The following is a 23453-nucleotide window of genomic DNA, read 5'->3' as shown; positions in this document are numbered from 1 at the left end:
AGTTGCAGGGTTTTCCTCATGCCTTTTGATACTTCCGACGTCACCTGACTGTGTCAGCCCGCCAATCGTCGGTAATGGAGGAATCCATGCAAGTTGTCCATTTCGGTCATGCCTGCGTACTTCTCGACACCGGGACAACGCGCATCCTGATCGACCCCGGCACGTTCTCCACGGGGTTCGAGGACCTGACGGACCTGGACGCGGTGCTGGTCACGCACCAGCACTTCGATCACATCGACATGGAGAAGCTGCCCGCGCTGCTCAAGGCGAACCCGCAGGCGCAGCTGATCGTCGACGAGGGCACGGCGCCCACGGTCGAAAATCCGACGGTCGCTCGACCGGGTGACGTGCTCAAGGTCGGCGACACGACGGTCAAGGTCACCGGCGGGCAGCACGCGCTGATCCACGAGGACATCCCGATCGTGCCGAACGCCGCCTACGTGATCGGCGACGGCGCGTTCTACCACCCCGGCGACTCGCTGTTCGTGCCGGACGAGGACGTCGACGTGCTCGGACTGCCCGCCGGCGCGCCGTGGCTGCGCACCGGCGAGGCCGTCGACTTCATGCGCGCGGTGAAGCCGCGTGTCGCCGTGCCGATCCACGAGAAGACGCTCGCGAGCCCGCAGATGGCCGTCCGGTTCTTCGAACTGCTGAAGCCGGACGGCACCGAGGTCAGGCTGCTGACGCCAGGCGAGGAGACGGCAGTTTGACGTAGGTGGTCGGCGCGGCGTCGTGGGCGAGTGCGATGTCCACGGCGTCGAGCACGGCCTGCCGCGCACCGGGCCGGTGCAGGTCGCGCGCGTCGACGGTGATCCGGGTCAGGCCACCGCGGCGCGCGGACCTGGCGGCCGCGTAGACGAGCGCGAGCGACCGCAGCTCACCGAAGCTGGTGCGTTCGGTCAGCGCGTGCAGGCGGCCCAAGGTCGCCAGGCCGCTGCCGACCTCACGGACGGCGTGCGCGTCGGCGCAGCGCTGGAACTTGTGCTTGGCCAGCGCGATCAACGTCCCAGGTGACGCCACGCAACGCCGTGGCGCGAACGTGTCGGCGTTGAGCCCGATGGCATCCATCTGCAGACGAGCGCCCGTCAGCAACAACCCGGCTTCATAGGCCGGCAGCCGCCGTTGACCGAGGCCGTGCAGCACGACGGCGTCGCCGTGCGACGCGCGCTGCCGCACCCATTCCTGCGCCTTGCCGAGCTCGCGAGGTACTACGAGCAGCGACAACGGCACCTGCCGCGGATCAAGGGACGCGGCGAGATCAGCGCATCGGTCGAGTGTCTGCGGACCGATGCCGGACAGAGAGACCACGAGCTGTGAATGCACCGTATGAGTGCGCCATGCCGTGGTGACATCCGCGTGAAAGCGGCGCTAACTCACGCCAGCCAGTCGGCGAAAGACCGGCCGGTGAGCCGCTCGTACGCCTCGACGTACCGCTGACGGGTCGCCTCGACGACGTTCGCGGGCAGCGCGGGCGGCGGGGCGTCGCTCTTGCGGTCCCAGCCGGACTCCGACGACGTCAGCCAGTCGCGCACGTACTGCTTGTCGAACGACGGCTGCACGCGACCGGGCTCGTAGCCCTCGGCCGGCCAGTAGCGCGACGAGTCCGGCGTGAAGACCTCGTCCGCGAGGATCGGCTCACCGGAGGCGTCCAGCCCGAACTCGAACTTCGTGTCCGCCAGGATCAGGCCGCGCGTCAACGCGTACGCGCGCGCCTCGCTGTACAGCTCGATCGTCCGGTCGCGCAGCTTCGACGCCAGCTCGACACCGTGCTTCTCGGCGATGACGTCGAACGACACGTTCTCGTCGTGCGCCCCGATCTCGGCCTTCGAGGCGGGCGTGAAGATCGGCGGGTCCAGTTCGGACGCCTCGACCAGCCCGGACGGCAGCTCGATCCCGCACACCGCACCGGTCGCGGTGTAGTCGGCCATGCCCGAGCCCGTCAGGTACCCGCGCGCCACGCACTCGACGTCGACCATCCGCAGCTTGCGCACCAGCAACGCGCGCCCGCGGACCTCGGCGGGGATGCGCGGGTCGTCGAACGCGACCAGGTGGTTCGGGGCGAGCCGCTCGAACCAGAACACGCTCATCGCGGTGAGCACGCGCCCCTTGTCGGGGATCTCCGTGCTCAGGATGTGGTCGTACGCCGAGATGCGGTCGGACGCGACGAACAACAACAGCTCGTCGTCCACGTCGTACAGATCGCGAACCTTGCCGCGGGCGACGTGCTGGTAGTCAGCGAGCGTAGGCACGCTGGTCAGCCTACGTGGCCGAGTTTCGCAAACCGACGTACACCCCGGCACCACTACAGATCAAGGCAAAAGAAGCTTAAGGTGCACCCGTGCTCCCTAGAAAGGCCCTGTGGATCCCGGCTTTGGCAAGCTTGGGACTGCTCATCGTGCTGGGTGTGGCCGGGTGGAGCTTCGACTCCAGCCCCATTTCGTCGCCTGCCGCAGGAGGTTCGCTCACGTCGAGCACGCCCCAGCCGGTCTCGATCGTCCCGACCCCGGACGGTGTCGAGATCACGGTGAAGGGATCGTCCTCAGTGGCGACCACGACCACCACGACGAAGACCACGCAGCCGAAACCGCCACCCGCGCAGACTCCTCCCGCCGTGCAGCAGCCGACGACCACCGAGCCCCCGCAGCAAGGGCTCCTGGTCAACGAAGGCGCGCGCTGCGATCCGGAAGGCGCGAACGGCATCGGCCTGCTCGGCGAGAAGCTGGTGTGCCGCAAGGATCCTCAGCGCGGTGACCGGCTGCGCTGGCAGAAGGCCTAAGCCCACTCCAGCACGTCTACCTTGTCACCGACCGAGATGGTGCCGGTGCGCACGACCTGCGCCTTCATGCCGAACGTGACGCCGCCATCGGGGTCACGCCGATAGGTCGCCAGCGAACGAATCGGCTCCGGGCCGTCCTTCAGCCCGGTCTCCTGGTCGACCATCGGCACCGCGCAACGCACGCAGTCCTTGGCGTAGGCCAGTTCCACGTCACCGATCGCCGCGCGCCGCACCCGGTCCTCGGTGTGCGGTTCCGGCCAGCCGGACACGACCACGTTGGGGCGGAAGCGGTTCATCGGCACCGGGTCGCCGCCGCGTTCCAGGATGCGCTCGTTCAGGCCGTCCAATGAGGACATCGAGAGCACCAGCAACGCGTTGCCGTCCGCGTACCCGACCAGTCCGGTGGTCTCGCCGGTCGTCTCGCGACGCAGGTCCGGTGGCGTCCGCACGAGCCGCACGGACTTCCCCAGCACGTCGGAGAAGTACGCGGCGGCAGCGTCCCCCTGGTCGATTCCGGTGCCCTGCCAGGTGTGCACGACCACTGGAACCCGAGGCCCGTCAACGACGACCGGGAAGGATTCGCCGCCGATCGACAGCGAGGAGTCCACGAGGGACGGACGCAGCGCGGCCATCGCGGCGACCTTGCGCTGCGACAGGAACACGCCGTCGTCGTCGACCAGCATCATCATCCGGTCGCCGCGCAGTCCGGTGGCGTCCACGACGGAGGATGCGACGGAGTGTCCGCCGCATCCCTTGACCGGGTGGACGATCAGGTCGGAAACGATCACAGAATGGGCTCCGGCTCGTAGGCCGGGTACTTGTCGACGACCGCGGCGACCTGCTCCACGATGGACGCGACCTGCGCCGACGCCACGCCGGTGAACGACAGGCGGTCGGCCAGCAGCGCGTCCAGGGCGGCCTTGTCGAGCGGCAGCCGCTCGTCCGCCGCGAGCCGGTCCAGCAGGTCGTTCCGCGCCAGGCCCTGCTCGCGCATCGCCAGCGCGACGGCCACCGCGTTCTCCTTGATGGCCTCGTGCGCGGTCTCCCGGCCGACACCCGCGCGCACGGCCGCCATCAGCACCTTCGTCGTGCCGAGGAACGGCAGGTAGCGGTCCAGTTCGCGGGCGACGACGGCCGGGTAGGCGCCGAACTCGTCCAGCACCGTCAGGAACGTCTCCAGCAGCCCGTCGAACGCGAAGAACGCGTCCGGCAGCGCGACCCGGCGGACCACCGAGCACGACACGTCGCCCTCGTTCCACTGGTCGCCCGCGAGCTCGCCGACCATCGACAGGTAGCCGCGCAGGATCACCGCGAAGCCGTTCACGCGCTCGCACGAGCGGGTGTTCATCTTGTGCGGCATCGCGCTGGACCCGACCTGGCCGGGCTTGAAGCCCTCGGTCACCAGCTCGTGGCCCGCCATGAGCCGGATCGTCTTCGCCACCGACGAGGGCGCTGCGGCGAGCTGCACGAGCGTCGAGACGACGTCGAAGTCGAGCGAGCGCGGGTAGACCTGGCCGACGCTCGTGAGCACGCGCTCGAAGCCGAGGTGGCCCGCGACCGTGCGCTCCAGCTCCTCCAGCTTCTCGGGCGTGCCGAGCAGGTCGAGCATGTCCTGAGCGGTGCCGACCGGGCCCTTGATGCCGCGCAGCGGGTAGCGCGCGATCAGTTCGTCGAGGCGGGAGAACGCGACCAGCAGCTCGTCTGCGCCCGTCGCGAAGCGCTTGCCCAGCGTCGTGGCCTGCGCGGCCACGTTGTGCGAACGGCCGGCCATGACGAGGTCGGAGTGCTCGGCCGCGAGGCGCGCGAGACGACCGAGGACGGCGGCGGCCTTGGACCTGATCAGCTCCAGCGACCGCAGCACCTGCAGCTGCTCGACGTTCTCGGTCAGGTCGCGCGAGGTCATTCCCTTGTGGACCTGCTCGTGGCCCGCGAGCGCGTTGAACTCCTCGATGCGCGCCTTCACGTCGTGCCGCGTCACCCGTTCACGCGCGGCGATCGACTCCAGGTCGACCTGCTCCAGCACGCGCTCGTAGTCCGCGATCGCGGTCGCCGGGACGTCGATGCCCGCGGCCGCCTGCGCCCGCAGCACCGCGAGCCACAGCTGGCGCTCCAGCACGATCTTGTGCTCGGCCGACCAGAGCGTCGCGAGCGACGTGGAGGCGTAGCGACCTGCGAGGACGTTGGCGATGCGGGGCTTCGTCACACCGCAAGATTAGTGCACGCGCACCTCACTGCCAGGCGATGCCGGGGTCCGTGACCAGCTCTGTGAGGACCCCCACGCGCACCGGCACCGTCTGCCTCAGACCACTGCCCGTCGCCGGGTTGTAGTTGTGACTGGTGATGCGCACGACGTATCCGCTCTGGAACACGCGCACGACCTCCGCCCTGGCGATCTCCGGCGTCCCGTCGTTGAACTCGGCCTCGGTGACGACCGACCCGTCGTCCTGCGGAACGTCCTTGCAGAGCGTGGCGCCGGAGCAGAAGCTCTTCGTCGAGAACCCCTGACCGCCGGCTTCCAGGCGCAGCGAGGTCGGCCCGATCGGGTCGGTCAGGTAGAGGTATCCGGAGAACTCCGGGTCGCCCGGCCTGCGCGCCGGGCTCGACGTCGCGTACGGGGGATAGACGACCATGCCGGGACCGAACGACGCGGAGATGTCCTTGAGGCTCGTCATCGTCCCCCCGAGCTTGTCGGCCATCTTGTCGCCGATGCGCTGGGCCTTCTTCTCCACCGACTGACTGGGCGGCGTGGACGAGTTCGTCGTGGTCTCGGCGCCGAGCTGGCTGTCGCGGTCACGAGGCAGCAGGCCGGGCAGCGCCAGCGACGCGACGGCGATCACCGCCGTAGCCACGCCCACAGCGACCAGCGCTCGTCGACGACTTTTTTTCTGCTCGACCCGCCTGATCAGGGTGTCGGGGTCGAAGTCGAGCGGCGGCTCGTCCCAGACGGCCAGCAGCATTCCCTCGCGGATCTCCTGCTCACTCACGACGCGACCCTCCCCGAACTGTTGTCGAGCTTCTCCACGATGGTGCGCAGTGTCGCGAGACCGCGCGCCGTCTGGCTTTTGACCGTTCCCTCGGTGCACCCCATGGCCACCGCCACCTCGGCGACCGACAGGTCCTCGAAGTACCGCAGGACGAGCACCGCCCGTTGCCTCGGGGGTACCTGCAACAGCGCGGTGTGAACCAGTTCGCGCGCCCACAGTTTCGCGCTGGTCGTGTCGGGATCCACGGTGGCGTCCGCGGCGTCGGGCAGCTCCCCGTCACGCTGCTCGGCTCTGCGCCACGGCCTGCGCTTCTCGTCCAGCCAGGTGCGCAGCAGCACCTTGCGGGCGTACGCGATCAGGTTGTCGAGGTCCTTGATGCGCTTCCACGCCACGTACATCTTCATGAGGCTCGACTGCATCAGGTCTTCAGCTGTGTGCCAGTCGCCACAGAAGAGATACGCAGTACGTCGCAAAGACGCGGCATTGGCTGCCGCGAATTCGCGAAAGCCCTGTTCATCGGCCTTGCGCATGCGTTCCCCTCTCGCGTCCTCAACCAGGGGAACGCATGGGAGGAACGCGAGGTTGCATCAGGCGTGACGCGAAAGAGCCGAACGGAGCATCCTGGCCGCCACGCCGCGAGGGTCCGACTTCAGTTCGATGAACGAGTTGACCACGGATCCGTCCACCAACGCGATCAGCTCCTCGACCCGGTCGCTCCCGATGTCCCGGCCTGATCGGGCGAAGACGTCGGCGATCAGCTCGCGCAGTTCGGTCGACAGGACGCGCATCAACGGCCGCAGGTACGGGCGGCGGCCGGTCGCGACGAGGCGTTCGTAGCGCAGCAGCACGGCCTCGATGTCGGTCGCGTCCTCGCCGACCAGCAGGTCGAGCATGAACTCGACGAGCACGTCGTCGGCCGTCTGCTCGGGCAGCGACGAGAGCCGTTGCCGGAAGCTCGCGAGCTCGCTGCGGCCGTGGAACTCGACGGCCGCGATGATCAGCTCGTCCAGCGAGTCGAAGTAGTACGTGGTCGACGCGAGCGGCAGACCTGCGCGTTCGGCGACCGCGCGGTGCCGGACCGCGTCGAACCCGCCCTCCGCGAACAGGCCTGACGCGGCCTCGACGAGCGCCTGCCGCCTGCGCTCACCCTTGGGAGTTGCTGCCGTCATAGTCGAGCCAGAGTACTGGGCGGACGATCAGAACTTGGGGGCCAGTGCGTCCGCGAACCGCTTGGCCTGGCCTTTCAGCGCCCCGTCGCCCTGGGTGAACACGTAGAGGTCCTGGCCGCTGGCGGTCCGCACCTTCTCCGCACCGGCGGGCGCCTCGAACGGCTGCGGCGTGACGATCGCGGTGATCGTCAGCCCGTCGATCTTGTACGCGGCCGAGCGCGAGTCGGGCGAGCAGGTCAGCGTGGGCGACACTGCGAAGTCCGGTGAGACCGAAAGCTCGTCGGCGAGGGCGTCAGCGAGCTCTCGGTCCACACCTGCGCAGCCCTGCACTGCGCTTTCACTGGCCGAAGGGCCAGTGCTTCCCGGCGTCTGCGCGTCCCCCTGCGTGGACTCGCTTTCACCGGAGAAGCCCGTAGGCGGTTTCGCCTGCAACGGAGTCATCGGGGATTCTGCCGCGTTGTCACGGTTCTGCCCAGAACCCGCGTTGTTCAAACTGCTCGAGTCCTGGCTCACCCAGCTGTTGGCGGCGAACACCCCGCCGAAACCGAGCACGACGACCAAGGTGGTGCCGGCCGCGATCGAGTTGCGCCTGCGCAGCGTGGCGCGGCGCGAAGCCGTGCGGACGTCGCCCGCGTCGAAGGACGCCGGTGGTGCGTCCTGTGCTGCGTCGCGGAACAGGTCCGCGAGCTTCTGCTCGTCCATCTACGTCCTCCTCTCGCTGGTCACGACGCCGGTCGCAGGTCGTCGATGGCGTCACCCAGAGCTTCCCTGAGCGCCGCCAGTCCGCGCGCGGTCTGACTCTTCACAGTTCCTTCCGAGCACTTCAGCGCCTCGGCCGTGGCCGTGACGTCGAGGCCCTCGAGGAACCTGAGCACGAGCACGGCCCGTTGCCTGGGCGGGACTCTGCGCAGGCCTTTCAGCAACGCCTCGCGGGTCGCGACCGTCTCGCCGATCTCGTTGTCCGTCGTCGGCGACTCGGGCATCTCGTCGGTGAACTTCTCGCGACGCCACGGACGGCGTGACTCGTCGATCACCGCGCGCACGACGGTGCGTCGGACGTAGGCGTCGAGAGCCTGCTTGTCCCGAATCTTCCGCCACCTCCTGTGCACCGCTACGAAGGCCGTCTGCGCGAAGTCGTCAGCGCGGTGCCAGTCGCCGCACAGCAGGTATGCCGTTCGGCGCACAGCCTCACGGCGAGCCACGAAGTACTCCGCGAACTCCTGCTCGTCGCGCTGATCCACGCGGACTGCTCTCCGCTCGTTCCTCGAGTTGCACTGACTGGACGGAAACTGAGGCACCAACGGTTGCACGAACCATCGGCGAGAGCTACATCACCCCCTCGGTCGTTCACCGGATGTGATGTGATCGAGCTCGTGACCCCCATCGACCTGCGCTCGGACACCGTCACCCAGCCCGACGAGGCCATGCGCCGCGCGATGGCTCAGGCCGAGGTCGGCGACGACGTGCTGGACCACGACCCGACCATGGCCGCACTGGAGGAGCGGGTCGCCTCGTTGCTCGGCGTCGAGGCCGCGCTGTGGGTTCCCTCCGGGTCCATGGGCAATCTCATCGCCCTGTTCCTGCACCTGGAGCGCGGTGACCGGTTCCTGGCTCCGCTGGGCGCGCACGTGCTCGACGCCGAGCTCGGGACCGCCGCGTGGCTGGCCGGCGGGATGCCGCACGCCCTGCCTGTCGTGTCCGCGGAGACCGTGATCGCCGCCGGTGGTGGTGAGTCTCCTTATTACGGGCTGCGGACCACGTTGTTGTGCCTGGAGAACACGCACAACGCGTCCGGTGGCACGGTGACCTCGGTCGATGAGCACACTTCGCTGGTGGCGGCCGCTCGGTCGATCGGGCTGGCGGTGCACCTCGACGGGGCCCGGCTGTGGAACGCGTCCGTGGCTCTCGGGGTGTCGCCCGCGGTCCTGGCTTCCGGGGTGGACACCGTTCAGGTGTGCCTGTCGAAGGGGCTCGGGGCGCCGGTCGGATCGGTGGTCGCCGGCTCCGCGTCGTTCGTCGTCGAGGCCCGGCGGGTGCGGAAGATGCTGGGTGGCGGAGTGCGGCAGGGCGGAGTGCTGGCCGCGGCGGGTCTAGTCGCCCTCGACCGGATCAATCGATTGGCCGACGATCATTCCAACGCTGATGTACTTGCTTCCGGACTGCGGTCGCTGGGCTGGGAGGTGGCCGAGCCCGCCACGAACATCGTGCTGGCGTCGGTGCCCGACCTGGACAAGACGCTGCTGTCGTTGCGCGAGGTCGGGGTTTTCGCCAGTCCCATGTCAGGCAAGGTTCGGTTCGTGACGCACGGCGACGTGGACTCGTCCGACATCGCCGAGGTGTTGCGCCGGCTTCGAGAGGACGTCTGAGATGCGCTGGATCGTGTTCGACTTCGGCGAGGTGATCAGCCAGCGGAACCCGGCGCGGCCCGCGATGGCGGCGAAGCTCGGGGTGACACTGGAGGCTTTCGAGACGGCGTACTGGGACCGCGACGCGTACGACCGCGGCGGGTCGGACGCCGACTACTGGGCGCGGATCGGTTCTTCTCTGGGGCTGACCCTCGACGACGCCCTGGTCCGCGAGCTGACCGCCATGGACAACGCGGGCTGGCTGGACGACCCGGTGGTGGAGACCGTCGCGTTGCTCGAGGACCTGGCGGCGCTCGGCGTGCCGCTGGCGTTGCTGTCGAACGCACCGTCGACGTTCGGGCGGCTGGCCGAGAAGGTGCCGTGGGCCAAGCACTTCCGGCACCTGGTCTTCTCCGGCGACCTCGGCTGCGCGAAGCCGGACGCGGCGATCTGGAAGCACACGTCGGACGTGATCGGTTCGTCGGACGTGATCTTCTTCGACGACCGCCTGTCCAATGTGGAGGGCGCGCTGATCGCGGGCTGGGACGCGCGACTGTGGACGTCAGCCGCTGTGGCGCGTGCCGAGCTCCTTGCGGAGTTCAGCGAGCTCGGCGCGTAGGTTCCGCAGCTCCTGCGCGGTCTCGAGCTCGGCTTCCTCGACACCGCGCAGCTTCTCCACGAGCCAGCTGGCGATCGTGCCGGTGATGACACCGAGCAGCGCGATGCCACCGACCATCAACAACCCCGCGACCAGCCGCCCCTCACCCGTGACGGGGTAGCGGTCGCCGTACCCGACCGTCGACATGGTGGTCAGCGTCCACCACAGCGCGTCACCGAACGTGGTGATGCTGGCGTTTTCCGCGTGCCTTTCGGCGTCCAGCACCGCGAGGCTCGCGCAAAACGCGACGATTATCGTCACGCCCGCGACGTAAATGCTGACCCGTTGCCTGATCTTGTGCTGGAACTTCTTGTTCAGCAACGTGAGGACGGTGATCAACCGAAGCACCCGCAGCTGCCGAACCATCGGCAACACAACCGCGGCAAGATCGAAAAGATGCGTTTTCAGGAACTTCCACTTGTTCTGCGCCAACGTGATCCGCGTGACGAAGTCGGCCGCGAACAAGACCCAGACCAGCCACAACGCGATCTCCAGAGGCACGTGCATGGCCCCGTGATCATCGAGAACCTGCCACGCGTAGGCCCCGAGGAACACCGCGGCGAGTGCCGTCAACGGCCACTCGACCTTTCGCTCCCACCGCTCGAGGCGGGCCTCGTTGGCTAACAACACCGCCCCATGGTGAGCGGTGCGTAGTCATTAATCCAGAGTCATCGCTTGGATTTGATCGCACCGTAAGCCGCAGTGCCTGCGAGGAGTAGTCCTCCAATCACAGCGAGCCAGAAAAGGCCTTTCACCACGGCCCCGACGACGGCCAGCACGATCCAGATCGCCACCAGCCACCCGATGATCGCCCACATAGGACTCCCCTTCCTCCACCCCGTGAACGTCCGGCCGCCCGGTTTTGTTGCTCGTCCGGTCGTGTTGCTCGCCCGGCTCCGCCCGGCTCTGCTCGCCCGGCTCTGCTCGCCCGGCTCTGCTCGCCCGGCTCTCGTCCGGTTTGTCGCTCGTCCGACGCTCAGAGCCAGGCCTTCAACCGCCGCAGCGCTTCCTCGATGTCCTGCGTGGCGCCGGCGAACGACATCCGCACGAAGTGGTGCCCGTCCACGGGGTCGAAGTCGATGCCGGGCACGATCGCGACCCCGGTGTCCTCGAGCAACTTCTTGCAGAACCCCATCGAGTCGTCCGTGAGGTGCCGGACGTCCGCGTACACGTAGAACGCCCCGTCCGCCGGCGCCAACTTGTCGATGCCGAGGTCCGTCAACCCTTCGAGCAACAGATCCCGATTCACCTGGTACCGCTGAAGATGCCCAGCCGTCTCCGCGTACGAGTCCTCGTGAAACGCCTCAACCGCCGCATACTGAGCCAGCGCAGGCGGACACAACGTGAAGTTGCCCGTCAAACAGTCCACAGCCCGCCGCAGCCGCTCCGGCAACAACATCCACCCAAGCCGCCACCCGGTCATCGCGAACGCCTTGGAGAACGAGTTGACGACGATCGCGTCCCGCGACGTCTCCCAGGCACACCGCAGCGGCTCCCCGTAACTGATCCCGTGGTAGATCTCGTCGCTGACCAGCTGAACCCCGTTGGCAGCACACCAGGCAGCGATCGGCTCGACGTTGGCGACCGTCCCGGTCGGATTGGCCGGGCTAGCCACGATCACACCCTTGAGCCCAGGATCGAGCATCTCGACCGTGGGCTGAAACCGCGTCTCCGGCCCACACGGCAACTCGACGACCTCACACCCCAACGCCTTGAGGATGTTCCGGTAAGCCGGATAACCCGGCCGAGCCAGGGCAACCCTGTCACCCGCGTCGAAGGCCGCCAGAAACGCCAACGTGAACGCGCCGGACGACCCCGTGGTCACCACCACGTCGTCCGCGGTCACGTCCAGGTCGTACTGCCGCTCGTAGTGCCCGGCGATGGCCTGCCGCAGCTCGGGAATCCCCAGCTGCTCGGTGTACCCCAGCGCGTGCTCACCCAGGGCTCGCGCCGCGGCCTCGCGCACCGGGCGCGGCGCGGGGCTCGACGGCTGTCCGGCAGCCAGGGAGATCACGTCCCCGTGCGTCCGCTGCCTCTGCGCGGCGGCGGACAGCACGTCCATGACGTGGAAGGGCGGGACGTCGGCGCGGGCAGCCACGGTCAGCATGCCGCCAGGCTAACTCCCCACCACCTCTCCTCACCTCTGTCTGTTCCCCACCTCATCTCCGTCCCTTCGCTCCTCACCTCGGGCCTCGCCACCTCAGGCTTCCTCGCCACGCCTCGCCACGCCACGCCAGGCCTCGCCACGCCAGGCCTCGCCACGCCAGGCCTCGCCAGGCCAGGCCTCGCCAAGCCGTCGCCACCTGGCTTCCCAGCCGAGGCTCTCATCACCTCTGGCTTCCCCGGCCGCAACTCTCGCCACCTCTGGCTTCGCTGCCCGATGCTCTCGTCACCTCAGGCCTCCACACCTGGATCGCCACACCTGGGCTGCAGCGGCCTGGCAGCACCGTCTCGTTGCAGCGCCTCGTGGGCAGCGCCTGGGTTGCAATACCTTCCGTCGCATCCCCCGCGCTTCCGCAATATGCGGGCGCAGATAACAGTGTTTCAGGACATTCGTTACCCGTGTGGGTGTGGATAACCGAAACCCGGCCCATTTCCGTCACGACATACCTGACGAAGATGGGCCGGGTTCCGGACAAATCTCACCCGATCGGGCGGGGCTAATACCCTTGGTAGCCGCCGCCCTGGGACATCGCCTTCAGGCCGGGGTGGCCTTCGAAGCCGCCGTAGCGCGAGAACGTGTAGCGGACGCCGGCGATGATGTTGTCGATCGGATTCCAGATGTCGTCGTGGCCGGGCAGCTTGTGGGCGTTGAACGTCGAGTCGATGCACTGCATGAGGCCCTTGGAGGGCGTTCCCGCCTGGGCGTTGGAATCCCAGAGGTTGATGGCGTGCGGGTTTCCGCTCGACTCCTTCTCGATGATCTTCCAGATCTCGTCGATGTTCTCGTCGGTGACCGGAATGCCGTTGGCCTGCAGGATCTTGATGGCCTCGCGGATCCACTCCTCGACGTTGCCGGGAGGCGGGCTGCCTGAGGGCGGGCCGCCGCTGGAGCCGAGGCCGCCCATGCCGCCGCCCTCACCTCCACCGCCACCGCCGCCTCCACCGCCGGAAGCACCACCGCCCCCACCGCCGCCATGGCCGGAAGCCGCGGGTGCGGGGGTGGATGTGGACTGTGGGTCCGATGTGGACGAAGCCTTGGTCGAGTCGTCGGGCGGTGCGGTCGGGGCCCACTCGACGGGCTTGCCCGGCGCGGGTGTGAAGGACTGGGTGTTCGGGTCTTCGAGTGACGAGAACTTCGGGGTCAGCGCGCCTGGGCGGCCCTTCAGGGTGCCGGCTGCCGCGTTGACGGCGCTTTCCGCTTGGGAGACAACGGGTTGTGCGTCGCTGACGGCTTCGGCGCAGTAGCCGCGGATGACGCTGTCCACGTCCTCCTGCGGCTGGCCGTGGAGCTGCTGGCGCGTTTGGCGGGCGCGGCTCAGGAGGTTCTCGCAGATGCGGCTCATCGAGGTCTTCGCGGTTTCCAACGCGTTCGCGGCCGCCTCCAGGTCGGTCGCGGCGCCGTTGAGCGCGTCGGCCATCGAGGTGCCGCACTTCGTGACGTTCGCCATGTAGGCGACGAAGCCGTCCGCGGACTTGCCTTCCCAGGCGCCGTCGAGCTGCGTCACCGACCGTTGCAGGACGTTCGTCTGGTCGCCGCACTTGCCCGCTGCCTGCTTCCAGCGGTTCGCGATGTCGCGCACGGCCTGGGGCTGCGCGGTCTCGATCTTGTCCGCTAGTGCGGCCAGTTCGCCGCCGCCGGGCAACGCCGCGACTTCGTCCATCGCGCTCACGTCACACCGCCTTCAGGGAGTTCTTGTTGGCTTCGTCGACGTCCGCGGCATTGGTCTGGATCACGTCGAGCGCGCCTTCGATCTTGCGCAGCACCTTCTCGGCCGCTTCGAACTCCTGGGTGCCCGCCTGGTCCATTGCGGACACCGCGCCCGAGATCGCGCCAGAAGAGCCGAGTTTCCCGAAGATGTCCGAATTGCCGTACTGGCCGGAAAAGCCGTCACCGATCGCGCCGAATTGCCCGGCCTGACTGCTCACGGTCGTTCGGCACTGTTCCATGGCTTCTGTGTTGAACTTCGTCGCAGCCACGCGCGCCTACCCCCTCAACGTCTACTCGCCGACCTTAGAACGAATTGCGTCAGGCGGGGCGCCGATTCGCTCTTTCGAACGACGATGCCCGCCCGTCGACTTCGACGGGCGGGCATCAACGAGGGTTCCACGATCAGACTTCTTGCAAGAGCTCCCAGATCGAGCCGGCGAGCCGGTGGTTGTCGACCGGCGTGATGGTGCACCAGTTGCGGCCGTCGCTGCTCGGCTTGAGCTGACGGAGGTAACGCCCGTTGTGCGTGTCGTGGAAGGAAACGACGCGGCCGGCACGCTGTCCGTTGCGCTGCACACCGAACTGCCCGCGCGTGGACATGCCGTCGAGCATTCCGGCCAGTTCCTGCGCGTCACCGAGCCGCATTCCCCGCCGCTCCAGCATGGTGATCATCCGTTGCGCGTCGAGCCCGACGTCCTTGGCGGCCGCCACGAGTTCGTCGTAGGGCATGCTGATCGACCGCCCGAACCCGGCGGGCATCTCCCCGGCAACGGACACGGCGGCCTCGGCGAGCGCCGTGCCGCGAGCCTCGATCAACCACATCTCGTCGCGATCCCGCACAGCCAGGATCGCCTCGTCCCCGATGGCCGCCGCCAGTCCGGTGATCTGCCGGTCGGCCCAGATCCACAGGTCGATCGCCACCTGGTGGTTCGCCAGCAGCGCGAACCCGTCGGCGAGCTCGGGCACGACCCGGCCGTTGCGGGCCAGGCCGCGCGCCTCAAGCGACTCCCAGGCCCGCTTCACCACCTCGGACTTCTCGGTGTGGGTGATGGAGGGAATCCGCGTGTCGAGCGCGACGTGCGCGGCCGGGAGGCGCTGCGCCTCCCAGACCACGGCGAACTCCACTGTGGACAGAACCACAGAACCTGGTGAGCTCAAGGGATCTACTTGTCCTTCGGGTCTTCGCCGATGACGGACTGAACCACCATGCGGTCGTCACCGAACATCTCGTCGGAGTCGACGCCGTACTTGCGCACGTGCTCGCCGTCCTCCTCTTCTTCACCCTTGGCAGCACTGGCCGCGGGCGACATGAGCGACCCGGCGCCCTTGCCACCGACGCCACCCTTGCCCGCAGCCGCACCAGGCCGGCCGGACTCAGGTCCGACGCCACTGGCACCGCCAGGCGTCATCGCGCCACCGGGCCCCTTGCCCGCAGCACCGGTACCGCCGGCACCAGCACCGCCGGCCTTGCCGCCGCCGATCGTGCTCGGCGCACCCTTCGGCCCGGCGGGCGCGATGGGCGTCTTCGGGGCCTGGCTGGGACCACGTCCACCACCGACGACCTGAGCCCCACGCGCACCGGCCGTGCCACCGGCAAGACCGGCGGCACCGGCAGCGGCGAGGCCCAGGCCGAGGGGCGGGACGCCCAGCGGCTTGGGCAGGCCAGTGCCGGCCGCGATCGGGTTCGTGGTGTTGCCGCCGGGAAGAATGCCGGTGGCGTTGCCGGGCGTGCCCGGGGTGGGGCCGACGGGCACGCCGGAGAAGCCAGGAGTGCCGGGGCTGCCGGGCGAGCCGGTGAAACCCGGTCCGCCGTGGACGCCGGGAGAACCACCCGGCGGCAGGCCGCCGACAGGAGGACCGACTGGGGTGCTGACCGCGCCGCTCGCGACCACGATGTCCGGCGGCGTGTTGGGCGCGCGGAAGCTGTCGAGCGAGCCCTGGCTGCCCGTGACGTAGCCGTTGAGACTGTCGATGGCCTGCTGACGAGCCGCGTTGGTCGCCGCGACCTCCTTGGCGTGGTCGGTCTCGACGCCGAAGAAGCCGCCGACCTTGTCTCCGAAGTTCTTCTCGGTGTCGCCGCGCAGGTCTTCCGACGGGGGTGTGCTGTAGCGAGCCTGACTGGTGCTCTCGCCCTGCTGGGTCATCGCCTGGGAGCTCTCGTTCGACGCCTGGCTGCTGTCGTCGAGACCCGCTGCGACCACGTCCGTCTTCGCGTGGCTCCGCTCAGCGGTGGCGCCACCCCACTCGATCTTGAGCGTCTTGAGCTGGTCACGGATCGTCTTGTCGACCGATTCCAGGGTGTTGGCCAAGTCGCGCAGCGCTGCGGACGCTTCGCCGAACTTCGAAGCGACCGAGGTGCCCGAGAGCTTCTGGACCTCGTTCGCGAGATCCGCGTTGGACCAACCCTCGAAGTTCCAGTCAGTGAGCTGCCGATATCCCGACATGGTTCCCCCTCACTTCAATGTCTTGAGCGTCGCAAGCGCGAGACCAGCGGCCTTCTCGGCCTTGCCGCAAATAACGGACTGATCCTTCTCACCGGTCGTCACCGGGATGTAACTCACCATCAACTGCTGACCGTCGGCAACGTCGATCGCCACAGAACAGTCGAAACCGCTACCACCGGCCAGTTCGACTTTCACGGCGCCATAGTCGGCGACCTTGATCACGTTGGTGGTGAGGTTTCCACCGCCCAAGAGCCAGTAATCGACTCCCTTGTGGGTGACAGCACCGATCGTGTAATTGTATTTGGCATAGTTCGAATAGTGGCAGCTCGCCGATTGCTGCCCATCCACCAGATCGAGTTTGTCTGGTTCCGCAGCAAGCGTCTCGACCTGCTTCATCTGATCCGCGGTCAGCAACTTGCAGGTGTCCACCGAGTCGACCTTCAGGCTTGCCGGACGCGGGGGCAACTTGCTGGCAGAGTCGTTCCCCGACGATCCGCTCGACGGCGGCGAAGCGGTGGGGTTCCCCTTCTCACCGGTGGTGCACGCCGAGAGCACCGCCGCAAGAAGGACCACAGCAGCTATCGTGGAAATACGCATCGTCACTCTTTCAGCCTGAACGTCGCCTGGATCTCTTCTTCACTGAAGCCGTACTGCTGGGCCGACGCCTTCAGCTGCTCAGAAAGATTCTCCAGGACTTTCACGTAGGCTTCGATCCGCTTACCGTACGAGTCGTCACTGAAAAGCAGCCGATCATTCCAGGCGGTGACGACGTCAGAGGTGACCTGGCCGTCCATGGTCACAATTCGCAGCTTGGGCGCGATGTGACGGTAAGCCCGGTTGAGGATCATCATCTGCTCGTGGACAACCTTGCCCGCCTGAAGGACCGTGTCCTTCTCGACGTGGAACTTCTGGGTTCCCCCACCCGCGAAGCTCTCCGAGACTCTGTCCATGACCGAGTTCGCTGCCTTCAGGGCGCTGAACGCCACCCCCGCCACACCGCCGGCCGCTCCCGCTGCGGCACCGAGAACGGCATCCGCCCCCGCGTTCTCCTGTGTCACGACGTCCTACCCCCGTACGGTTGGTAACGGTTCGGTCCCGCTTCGCAGGCTACCAACGCCTGCGTAAGACGTACCTGTGGTTGGACGAAGACCACCCCTCGTTGGTTCCACATCACCCTCAGTGTCGTCCATGGCGCAGCGTGCCGCAGGCGATCGGATAGGGCACAGCTAGTCGGGTGAGAAGGCGGCGAGCCCCATAGCGTTGAGCACGTGCTGGAACGACTCAACGAGGCCATGGCCCGCATCGAGGACGACCTCGAAGGCGAGGTGGACGTCAAGGTGCTCGCGCGGATCGCGGGTACCAGCGAGTACCACCTGCGCCGGATGTTCAGTGCGCTCGCCGGGATTCCGCTGAGCGAGTACATCAGGCGCAGGAGGCTCACCAAGGCGGCGAACGAGGTCCTCAGTGGACGGGAGTCGTTGCTTGATGTCGCTGTCCGGTGGGGTTATGGGTCCAACGAGGCCTTTGCGCGGGCTTTCAAGGCCATGCACGGGGTTGGGCCTCAGGAGGCTCGGGCCAGCAGGAAGGTGTTGCAGTCGCAGCAGATTCTCACGTTCAGACTGGTTGTGGAGGGGAGTACGAGCATGGAGTACCGGGTTGTGGAGAAGGAGGCGTTCCGGGTTGTCGGACGGGGGACGCGGGTGCCGTTGGTGCACTTGGGGATGAATCCCGCGATCGTCGAGTTCGTCAAGGGCATCGGGATGCCGACGCTGGACCGGATGAAGGCGCTCAGTGACGGGGAGCCGGGAGGGATGCTGGCTCTCACCTTCAACCAGGAAGGGGTCGAGGAGGGCGACATGCTCGACTACTTCCAGGGGGTTGTCACGAGCGAGGAGGCGCCGGAGGACATGGAGACCCTGCAGGTGCCGAAGAACACGTGGGCTGTGTTCACGGCTGAGGGGCCCTATCCCGAGACGATTCAGTACATGTGGCGGGACGTGTACACGCAGTGGTTCCCGTCCAACAGCTACGAGAGCGTTGAGGGGCCGTCGATGTTGCGCACGCAGATCAACGGTGACCAGGCGACCGCGGAGTTGTGGATTCCCGTCACCAGCTGAGGACGAGGCGTTCCGTCACGTCTCGCAGTTCCAGAACGGCTAGCCAGTCGGCGGGGATCACGGTGACGCCGTCGCGCGCGCCGAGGATGTTGCCGCAGATCGAACCCGTCGAGTCGCTGTCGCCCGAGTGGTTCACGGCGAGGCGCAGTGCGGAAGGGAAGTCCGGCGCCACCAGGGCGGCGTGCAGGCCGATGGCCAGGGCCTCTTCGCCCACCCAGCCGCCGCCCAGTTCGGACTCGATCTCCTCCGGGGTCAACGGGCCCACGCCCATCACCTTGTCCAGCAACGAGGTTTGTTCCTCGTGGCCGTCCCAGCGGACCAGTTCGGCGCGTGCCACGGCGACAGCGGACGGCAAGTCCGCACCAGAGAGAAGCGCACGGACGATCACGGCCAGGGCGCCTGCGGACAGGTAGCCGCTCGGGTGGTGGTGCGTCATCTTCGCCGTGCCCACGGCCAGCTCGAAGACCTCGCGGACGTCTGAGGACCAGACGGCGACCGGGGCGGCGCGCATCACGCCGCCGCAGCCCTTCGAGTTGTTCTTTTCGTTGTGCTTCAACGCGGTTATGCACGTGTGGCCCGGCGCCCGCCGTGAGTGCAGGCGCTGGTCCGCCATCAGCCAACCGTCCGAAGCGACCTCCGGGCCGCCCTGCGTGTGCAGCCAGCGCGCGTAGGCGGCCCGCACGGTCAGGAGCGGGTCGATGCCGAGATTTCTTGCCAGCAAAAGACCTTCGAGCGTGAACAGCACCATCTGGGTGTCGTCGGTGATCTCCAGTGCGGGCAGGTCGACGACACCCGCTGGGCCGTACTGGCGGCGGATCGCGTCGATCGACGAGAACTCGATCGGCGCGCCCAGGCCGTCGCCGACGGCCCCGCCCAGCACACAGCCCAGCAGGCTCACGGCAGCGTGATCTTCCCGTCGATGGCCTTGGAAGCGATGTCCGAACGGTGGTGCGAGCCGGTGAGGTGGATGTCCGCGATGCGCTTGTAGGCGCGGTCACGGGCCTTCGACAGCGACTTGCCGGTACCCACGACCGACAGCACCCGGCCGCCTGCCGAGACCACGGCGCCGTCCTCACGGCGGCGCGTGCCCGCGTGCAGGACGCCCTCGGCCTCGGAACCGGTGATCACGTCACCGGTGCGCGGGCGGTTCGGGTAGCCCTCTGCCGCCAGGACGACGGTCACGGCGTAGCCGTTCTCCCACTCCAGGGCGGGCAACGACGCCAGCGAACCATCGGCGGCCGCCAGGAACAGGGCCGAGATCGGCGACTTCAGCAGCGCGAGGACGGACTGCGTCTCCGGGTCGCCGAAGCGGCAGTTGAACTCGATCACCTGCACGCCGTTGGACGTCAGCGCCAGACCCGCGTACAGCAGGCCGACGAACGGCGTCTCCCGTGCGCGCAGCTCGTCCACGACAGGCTGCACGCAGCGCGACACGATCTCCGACACCAGGCCCTCCGGCGCCCACGGCAGCGGCGCGTAGGCACCCATGCCGCCGGTGTTCGGGCCGGCGTCGCCGTCGCCGACGCGCTTGAAGTCCTGCGCCGGGAGCAGCGGCACCACGGTCTCGCCGTCGGTGACGCAGAACAGCGACACCTCGGGGCCGTCGAGGAACGACTCGAGCAGCACCGGGTGACCGCCGTCGAGCAACGTCATGGCGTGGGCGCGGGCGGCGGCCAGATCAGCCGTCACCACGACGCCCTTGCCGGCGGCCAGGCCGTCGTCCTTCACGACCCACGTCGGCCCGAACCGGGCCAGGGCTGCGTCCAGACGGGCCGGGTTGTCCACGACCTCGCTGTGCGCGGTCGGCACCCCCGCGGCGTTCATGACGTCCTTGGCGAACGCCTTGGACCCCTCGATGCAGGCAGCGGCCTTGGACGGGCCGAAGCACGGGATGCCGAGCGCACGGACAGCGTCCGCGGCCCCGACCACCAGCGGTTGTTCGGGGCCGATGACGACGAGGTCGGCCTTCCACTCCTTCGCGAGGGCGGCGACGGCCGAGGCATCCGCGACGTCGAGGCCGTAGATCTCGGCGTGCCCGGCTATGCCTGCGTTGCCCGGCGCGCACGCCAAAGCAGTCAGCTGCGGGTCGCGCGACAACGCGAGGACAAGGGCATGCTCACGGGCTCCAGACCCGATGACCAGGACGCGCACGAGGGCCGAGCCTAGTTCAGCCCAGTGCCTGCTTCGCCCCAGGGTGCAGCGGGACGGGGTCGGAGGCCGCGGCCTTGTCCTTCGAGATGTCCTTCACGGCCGGGTGCACCTTCTCCAGGTCAGCCTTCTTGTCGAAGATCAGCTTGGTGACGGCGCAGGCGTTGTTGGCCGCGAAGTCCTCGCGCACGAGCAGCAGGTTCGGCACCACGATCGTGGGAACCTCGGCCACCCCGTAGGTCGCCGCCGGGATCGGCGCCGTGTCGTACACCGGGCTGATCTTCTTCATCTCCGGCAGCAGCGGGGTGATGTCGATGAACTTCACCTTGTCCTTCAGGGACGTGGTGATGTCCGTGATCTGCGGCGTCGGCAACCCACCGGACCAGATCAGGCCGTCGATGCTGCCGTCCTTCATGCCGTCCGCGGTCTTGGTCAGGTCGAGCCGCTGCGCCTGCACGTCGGAGTCGATGTTGAGACCGGCCGTCTTCAGCAGGCGTCCGGCGATCACCTCGGTGCCGGACTTCGGCGAACCGGTCGAGATCCGCTTGCCCTTCATGTCGGCCACGGAGTTGATCCCGGAGTCCGCCCGGACGAGCACCTGCGTGTAGTTCGGGTAGATCCGCGTCAGCGCCGCGATCTTCTCCTTCTTGCCGTTGAACGCCCCGGTGCCGTTGACGGCGTCCGCGGCGGTGTCGGCCAGCGAGAACGCGATGTCGTAGGTGCCGGCGACGAGCTGCTGGATGTTCTGCACCGACGCGCCGGTCTCGGCGGACGAGGCCTTCAGCTTCGAGTTGTCGGAGATCAGCTTCGCCAGACCACCGCCGACCACGAAGTACACGCCACCGGAGTTGCCGGTCGCGATCGTGATCCGCCCGTCCGACGCCTCACAGGACGCACCGCCACCCGACGCGTCCGGCGTCGTGGGTGTGCGCTTGCCGCCACACCCGGAAACCACGAGCGCCAATGCGATCGCACCGATCGCGTACCTACGCAGCATCACGAACCCTCCCACGGGAAACCAGGTGTACCGCCACGGCCACCACGAGGAACCCGGCCCCGATGGCGATCGTCAACGGCTGCAGATAGAGCAGGAACAACGCGGCCGGCACGCACAGCAGGCGTTCCGGCCAGCGGGCGGGACCGAACAACCAGCCGCCCGTCAGCACGGCGAGAGCGGCCACCCCCAGCGCGGACGCGCCGAACGCCCACACCGAGTCCAGCAACGGCCCGCGCAGCAGCAGCGCGGCGCCGCCGTCGGTCAGCACGAACGCCAGCGGCACGAGGAACGCGGGCAGCGTGTACTTCCACGTCTGCCACATCGTCTTCATCACGTCGCCGCCGGTCAGAGCAGCCGCGGCAACGGCCGCAAGAGCGGTCGGCGGTGTCACCTCGGACAACACCGCGTAGTAGAAGATGAACATCGCGGTCTCGGCAGGCTCGACGCCCAGCGTGATCAACGCCGGCCCGATGACGACCCACGAGATGATGAACGACGCCGTCACCGGCACGGCCAGCCCGAGCACGGACACCGCCACGGCCGCGAGCACCGCCGTGAGCATCAGCACCACGACCGGTTCCGAACTGATCACCGACGCCAAGTCGACCAACGACCCCGCAAGCGCTTGCCCCAGCCCGGTCTTGGTGATCGTCGAGGTCACCACACCGGCCGCCGCGCACACCGCGATCACCGGGAACGCGGAGCGCACACCGACCGACAGCGCGTCGGCGATCAGCCGCAGCCACTCACGCCGGTGGTTGATCAACGCGAACAGCGCGGCCACGCCCGTCGCGTACACGACGGCCTTGTAGACCGGGATGTCCAGCGCCAGGAACACGATGATGATGAAGAGCGACAGGAAGTGGTACCAGCCGAGCTTGAGCACGTCCCAGAACCGCGGCGCGTCGACGTCGACCGGCCGGGCACCGAACCGCCGCGCGTCCGCTTCCACGGCCAGCGCGATGCCCAGGTAGTAGAGCAACGTCGGGATGATCGCCCAGATCAGTACCTCCAGGTACGAGACCTGCAGGTACTCGGCGATGATGAACGCCGCCGCGCCCAGCGTGGGCGGCGACAGGATCGCGCCGATGCCGGACGCCGCGAGCAGTCCGCCCGCGTTCTCCTTGGGATACCCGGCTTTCTGCAGCATCGGCCACGTCACGGCGCCCAGCGACACCGTCGTGGCGGTGCCGGAACCGGACACCGTGCCGAGCAGGAAGCCCGCGGTCGCCGCGGTACGTCCGGGCGCGGTCCGGGACTTGCGGAAGGCGGCGAAGCTGACGTCCACGAAGAACTTGCCCGCGCCGGAGGCGTTCAGCACGGCGCCGTAGATCGTGAACAGCACGATGTAGGTCGCCGCGACGTCCAGCGGAGTGCCGTAGAACCCGCTGGCGTCGTTGAAGAAACCATTGATGATCTGCGGGAAGTCGACACCGGAGTGCGAGATCGACCAGGACGGCGGCAGGAACCCGCCGTAGTAGGCGTAGGCGATGAACGCCAGGCACACCACCGGAAGCACCCACCCGGTCGTGCGCCGGCAGGCCTCCAGGATCAGCACCAGCAGCACCGAGCCCGCGATCACGTCCAGCGTCGAGAGCTGGCCCTGCCGGTTCAGGAACTCGTCGAAGCCCCCGAACAGCGGATACGCGCCGACGACGAACGCCAGCCCCGCCAGGATCCAGTCCCACCACGGCGGTGTGTGCCCGCGGCCGTACGCGAGGAACACGAGCGGCAGCGTCACCGCCAGGAAGATGATCAGGTAGTACTGGCTTCCCTTGGCGAACGGGAAGAACACCTGCTTGAGCACGAGGAGCGCGATCAGCAGGCCGGCGATCCACAGCGCCTGCTCCCACCGGGGTGAGAGCGAACGCGACGGCATCTCCTCGTCATGCTCCGCGACGATGCGGGCGAGGTCCGGGTTGGCCACGAACCGACCGTACTGTG

The 23453-nt window shown here is 68.0% G+C and carries 27 protein-coding genes; 5 read left to right on the top strand and 22 right to left on the bottom strand.

Annotated elements, in window-relative coordinates; all coding sequences use genetic code 11:
• Nucleotides 1-86 precede the first annotated feature (86 nt).
• Nucleotides 87-710 carry an MBL fold metallo-hydrolase gene (locus tag ACIQF0_RS20355; protein ID WP_401031289.1) on the top strand — a complete coding sequence of 208 codons (624 nt, stop codon included), beginning with the start codon at nt 87-89 and terminating at the stop codon, nt 708-710.
• On the opposite strand, the gene ACIQF0_RS20350 is transcribed toward ACIQF0_RS20355, so the two are convergent.
• The gene (locus tag ACIQF0_RS20350; RefSeq protein ID WP_401031287.1) at nt 673-1323 is read right to left on the bottom strand and encodes a DUF2334 domain-containing protein; all 651 of its coding nucleotides are present in this window, start codon (nt 1321-1323) and stop codon (nt 673-675) included. The two genes, ACIQF0_RS20355 and ACIQF0_RS20350, sit on opposite strands and share 38 nt — an antisense overlap.
• A gap of 50 nt (nt 1324-1373) precedes the next feature.
• On the bottom strand, nt 1374-2249 hold the full coding sequence (locus ACIQF0_RS20345; RefSeq protein ID WP_401031285.1) for a phosphoribosylaminoimidazolesuccinocarboxamide synthase: 876 nt from the start codon (nt 2247-2249) through the stop codon (nt 1374-1376).
• A gap of 89 nt (nt 2250-2338) precedes the next feature.
• Here ACIQF0_RS20345 and ACIQF0_RS20340 point away from each other — a divergent pair, with 89 nt between their 5' ends.
• Nucleotides 2339-2776: a hypothetical protein gene (locus ACIQF0_RS20340; protein ID WP_360040875.1), complete on the top strand. Its 438-nt coding sequence runs from the start codon at nt 2339-2341 to the stop codon at nt 2774-2776.
• On the opposite strand, the gene ACIQF0_RS20335 is transcribed toward ACIQF0_RS20340, so the two are convergent.
• The 7 genes from ACIQF0_RS20335 to ACIQF0_RS20305 are packed head-to-tail and all read right to left on the bottom strand — an operon-like array spanning nt 2773 to nt 8170.
• Nucleotides 2773-3564 carry an MOSC domain-containing protein gene (locus tag ACIQF0_RS20335; RefSeq protein ID WP_401031283.1) on the bottom strand — a complete coding sequence of 264 codons (792 nt, stop codon included), beginning with the start codon at nt 3562-3564 and terminating at the stop codon, nt 2773-2775. The two genes, ACIQF0_RS20340 and ACIQF0_RS20335, sit on opposite strands and share 4 nt — an antisense overlap.
• Complete coding sequence (gene purB, locus ACIQF0_RS20330; RefSeq protein WP_401031281.1) at nt 3561-4979, bottom strand: adenylosuccinate lyase; 1419 nt, start codon at nt 4977-4979, stop codon at nt 3561-3563. Before purB ends, ACIQF0_RS20335 begins: the two co-directional genes overlap by 4 nt.
• 25 nt (nt 4980-5004) lie before the next feature.
• Nucleotides 5005-5760: a hypothetical protein gene (locus ACIQF0_RS20325; protein ID WP_401031279.1), complete on the bottom strand. Its 756-nt coding sequence runs from the start codon at nt 5758-5760 to the stop codon at nt 5005-5007.
• Nucleotides 5757-6290: a SigE family RNA polymerase sigma factor gene (locus ACIQF0_RS20320; protein WP_093595697.1), complete on the bottom strand. Its 534-nt coding sequence runs from the start codon at nt 6288-6290 to the stop codon at nt 5757-5759. The genes ACIQF0_RS20325 and ACIQF0_RS20320 overlap by 4 nt, the downstream gene beginning before the upstream one ends.
• Nucleotides 6291-6347: 57 nt before the next feature.
• Entirely contained in the window at nt 6348-6929 is a 582-nt protein-coding gene (locus ACIQF0_RS20315) for a TetR/AcrR family transcriptional regulator (RefSeq protein WP_401031277.1), read from the bottom strand.
• A 27-nt stretch (nt 6930-6956) separates the two neighbouring features.
• Entirely contained in the window at nt 6957-7631 is a 675-nt protein-coding gene (locus ACIQF0_RS20310; RefSeq protein ID WP_401031275.1) for a hypothetical protein, read from the bottom strand.
• 20 nt (nt 7632-7651) lie between these two features.
• Nucleotides 7652-8170: a SigE family RNA polymerase sigma factor gene (locus ACIQF0_RS20305; RefSeq protein WP_093595689.1), complete on the bottom strand. Its 519-nt coding sequence runs from the start codon at nt 8168-8170 to the stop codon at nt 7652-7654.
• Between the two features lie 183 nt (nt 8171-8353).
• Between ACIQF0_RS20305 and ACIQF0_RS20300 the strand changes: the two genes are divergently transcribed.
• Complete coding sequence (locus tag ACIQF0_RS20300; RefSeq protein WP_401031503.1) at nt 8354-9295, top strand: threonine aldolase family protein; 942 nt, start codon at nt 8354-8356, stop codon at nt 9293-9295.
• Nucleotide 9296: 1 nt separating this feature from the next.
• Nucleotides 9297-9893, top strand: a complete 597-nt coding sequence (locus ACIQF0_RS20295; protein WP_401031273.1) for an HAD-IA family hydrolase — start codon at nt 9297-9299, stop codon at nt 9891-9893.
• Here ACIQF0_RS20295 and ACIQF0_RS20290 read toward each other — a convergent pair.
• The 9 genes from ACIQF0_RS20290 to ACIQF0_RS20250 form a co-directional block, all read right to left on the bottom strand.
• Nucleotides 9837-10562, bottom strand: coding sequence for an ion channel (locus ACIQF0_RS20290; protein ID WP_360040855.1), 726 nt, complete (start codon nt 10560-10562; stop codon nt 9837-9839). The two genes, ACIQF0_RS20295 and ACIQF0_RS20290, sit on opposite strands and share 57 nt — an antisense overlap.
• Before the next feature lie 38 nt (nt 10563-10600).
• The gene (locus ACIQF0_RS20285) at nt 10601-10750 is read right to left on the bottom strand and encodes a hypothetical protein (RefSeq protein ID WP_166049133.1); all 150 of its coding nucleotides are present in this window, start codon (nt 10748-10750) and stop codon (nt 10601-10603) included.
• 158 nt (nt 10751-10908) lie between these two features.
• Nucleotides 10909-12039: a pyridoxal phosphate-dependent aminotransferase gene (locus tag ACIQF0_RS20280; RefSeq protein ID WP_401031270.1), complete on the bottom strand. Its 1131-nt coding sequence runs from the start codon at nt 12037-12039 to the stop codon at nt 10909-10911.
• A 553-nt stretch (nt 12040-12592) separates the two neighbouring features.
• Nucleotides 12593-13765, bottom strand: a complete 1173-nt coding sequence (locus ACIQF0_RS20275) for a transglycosylase SLT domain-containing protein (RefSeq protein ID WP_401031268.1) — start codon at nt 13763-13765, stop codon at nt 12593-12595.
• Nucleotide 13766: 1 nt separating this feature from the next.
• Nucleotides 13767-14072, bottom strand: coding sequence for a hypothetical protein (locus ACIQF0_RS20270; RefSeq protein WP_401031266.1), 306 nt, complete (start codon nt 14070-14072; stop codon nt 13767-13769).
• A 133-nt stretch (nt 14073-14205) separates the two neighbouring features.
• Nucleotides 14206-14961 (bottom strand): ESX secretion-associated protein EspG, encoded by a 756-nt coding sequence (locus ACIQF0_RS20265; protein WP_360040843.1) that lies wholly within the window; start codon nt 14959-14961, stop codon nt 14206-14208.
• A gap of 5 nt (nt 14962-14966) precedes the next feature.
• Nucleotides 14967-16247: a hypothetical protein gene (locus tag ACIQF0_RS20260; protein WP_401031264.1), complete on the bottom strand. Its 1281-nt coding sequence runs from the start codon at nt 16245-16247 to the stop codon at nt 14967-14969.
• Nucleotides 16248-16256: 9 nt separating this feature from the next.
• Nucleotides 16257-16844 (bottom strand): DUF3558 domain-containing protein, encoded by a 588-nt coding sequence (locus ACIQF0_RS20255; protein WP_401031500.1) that lies wholly within the window; start codon nt 16842-16844, stop codon nt 16257-16259.
• A gap of 2 nt (nt 16845-16846) precedes the next feature.
• Nucleotides 16847-17305, bottom strand: coding sequence for a hypothetical protein (locus tag ACIQF0_RS20250; protein ID WP_401031262.1), 459 nt, complete (start codon nt 17303-17305; stop codon nt 16847-16849).
• 234 nt (nt 17306-17539) lie between these two features.
• Here ACIQF0_RS20250 and ACIQF0_RS20245 point away from each other — a divergent pair, with 234 nt between their 5' ends.
• The gene (locus tag ACIQF0_RS20245; RefSeq protein ID WP_401031260.1) at nt 17540-18364 is read left to right on the top strand and encodes a GyrI-like domain-containing protein; all 825 of its coding nucleotides are present in this window, start codon (nt 17540-17542) and stop codon (nt 18362-18364) included.
• Here ACIQF0_RS20245 and ACIQF0_RS20240 read toward each other — a convergent pair.
• From ACIQF0_RS20240 to ACIQF0_RS20225, 4 genes are read right to left on the bottom strand one after another with little or no spacing between them, the layout of a single operon-like run.
• Nucleotides 18354-19262 (bottom strand): ADP-ribosylglycohydrolase family protein, encoded by a 909-nt coding sequence (locus ACIQF0_RS20240; RefSeq protein ID WP_401031258.1) that lies wholly within the window; start codon nt 19260-19262, stop codon nt 18354-18356. The genes ACIQF0_RS20245 and ACIQF0_RS20240 overlap by 11 nt on opposite strands.
• On the bottom strand, nt 19259-20515 hold the full coding sequence (gene purD / locus ACIQF0_RS20235; protein ID WP_401031256.1) for a phosphoribosylamine--glycine ligase: 1257 nt from the start codon (nt 20513-20515) through the stop codon (nt 19259-19261). Before purD ends, ACIQF0_RS20240 begins: the two co-directional genes overlap by 4 nt.
• A 16-nt stretch (nt 20516-20531) precedes the next feature.
• Complete coding sequence (locus ACIQF0_RS20230; protein WP_360040826.1) at nt 20532-21509, bottom strand: TAXI family TRAP transporter solute-binding subunit; 978 nt, start codon at nt 21507-21509, stop codon at nt 20532-20534.
• Entirely contained in the window at nt 21499-23388 is a 1890-nt protein-coding gene (locus tag ACIQF0_RS20225; RefSeq protein WP_401031498.1) for a TRAP transporter permease, read from the bottom strand. Before ACIQF0_RS20225 ends, ACIQF0_RS20230 begins: the two co-directional genes overlap by 11 nt.
• Nucleotides 23389-23453 lie beyond the last annotated feature (65 nt).

The sequence above is a fragment of the Lentzea sp. NPDC092896 genome (assembly GCF_044754905.1).
Classification (GTDB): domain Bacteria; phylum Actinomycetota; class Actinomycetes; order Mycobacteriales; family Pseudonocardiaceae; genus Lentzea.
The sequence above is the reverse complement of the archived record's forward strand: the minus strand, read 5'-3'. Positions and strand labels throughout refer to the sequence as shown.

Coding starts and splice junctions, on each gene's coding strand:
- ACIQF0_RS20320 (WP_093595697.1), bottom strand. CDS start 6,290: ATGCGCAAGGCCGATGAACAGGGCTTTCGCGAATTCGCGGCAGCCAAT.
- ACIQF0_RS20260 (WP_401031264.1), bottom strand. CDS start 16,247: ATGTCGGGATATCGGCAGCTCACTGACTGGAACTTCGAGGGTTGGTCC.
- ACIQF0_RS20255 (WP_401031500.1), bottom strand. CDS start 16,844: ATGCGTATTTCCACGATAGCTGCTGTGGTCCTTCTTGCGGCGGTGCTC.
- ACIQF0_RS20285 (WP_166049133.1), bottom strand. CDS start 10,750: ATGTGGGCGATCATCGGGTGGCTGGTGGCGATCTGGATCGTGCTGGCC.
- ACIQF0_RS20315 (WP_401031277.1), bottom strand. CDS start 6,929: ATGACGGCAGCAACTCCCAAGGGTGAGCGCAGGCGGCAGGCGCTCGTC.
- ACIQF0_RS20355 (WP_401031289.1), top strand. CDS start 87: ATGCAAGTTGTCCATTTCGGTCATGCCTGCGTACTTCTCGACACCGGG.
- ACIQF0_RS20225 (WP_401031498.1), bottom strand. CDS start 23,388: ATGCCGTCGCGTTCGCTCTCACCCCGGTGGGAGCAGGCGCTGTGGATC.
- ACIQF0_RS20230 (WP_360040826.1), bottom strand. CDS start 21,509: ATGCTGCGTAGGTACGCGATCGGTGCGATCGCATTGGCGCTCGTGGTT.
- ACIQF0_RS20310 (WP_401031275.1), bottom strand. CDS start 7,631: ATGGACGAGCAGAAGCTCGCGGACCTGTTCCGCGACGCAGCACAGGAC.
- ACIQF0_RS20245 (WP_401031260.1), top strand. CDS start 17,540: ATGGCCCGCATCGAGGACGACCTCGAAGGCGAGGTGGACGTCAAGGTG.
- ACIQF0_RS20300 (WP_401031503.1), top strand. CDS start 8,354: ATGCGCCGCGCGATGGCTCAGGCCGAGGTCGGCGACGACGTGCTGGAC.
- ACIQF0_RS20295 (WP_401031273.1), top strand. CDS start 9,297: ATGCGCTGGATCGTGTTCGACTTCGGCGAGGTGATCAGCCAGCGGAAC.
- ACIQF0_RS20280 (WP_401031270.1), bottom strand. CDS start 12,039: ATGCTGACCGTGGCTGCCCGCGCCGACGTCCCGCCCTTCCACGTCATG.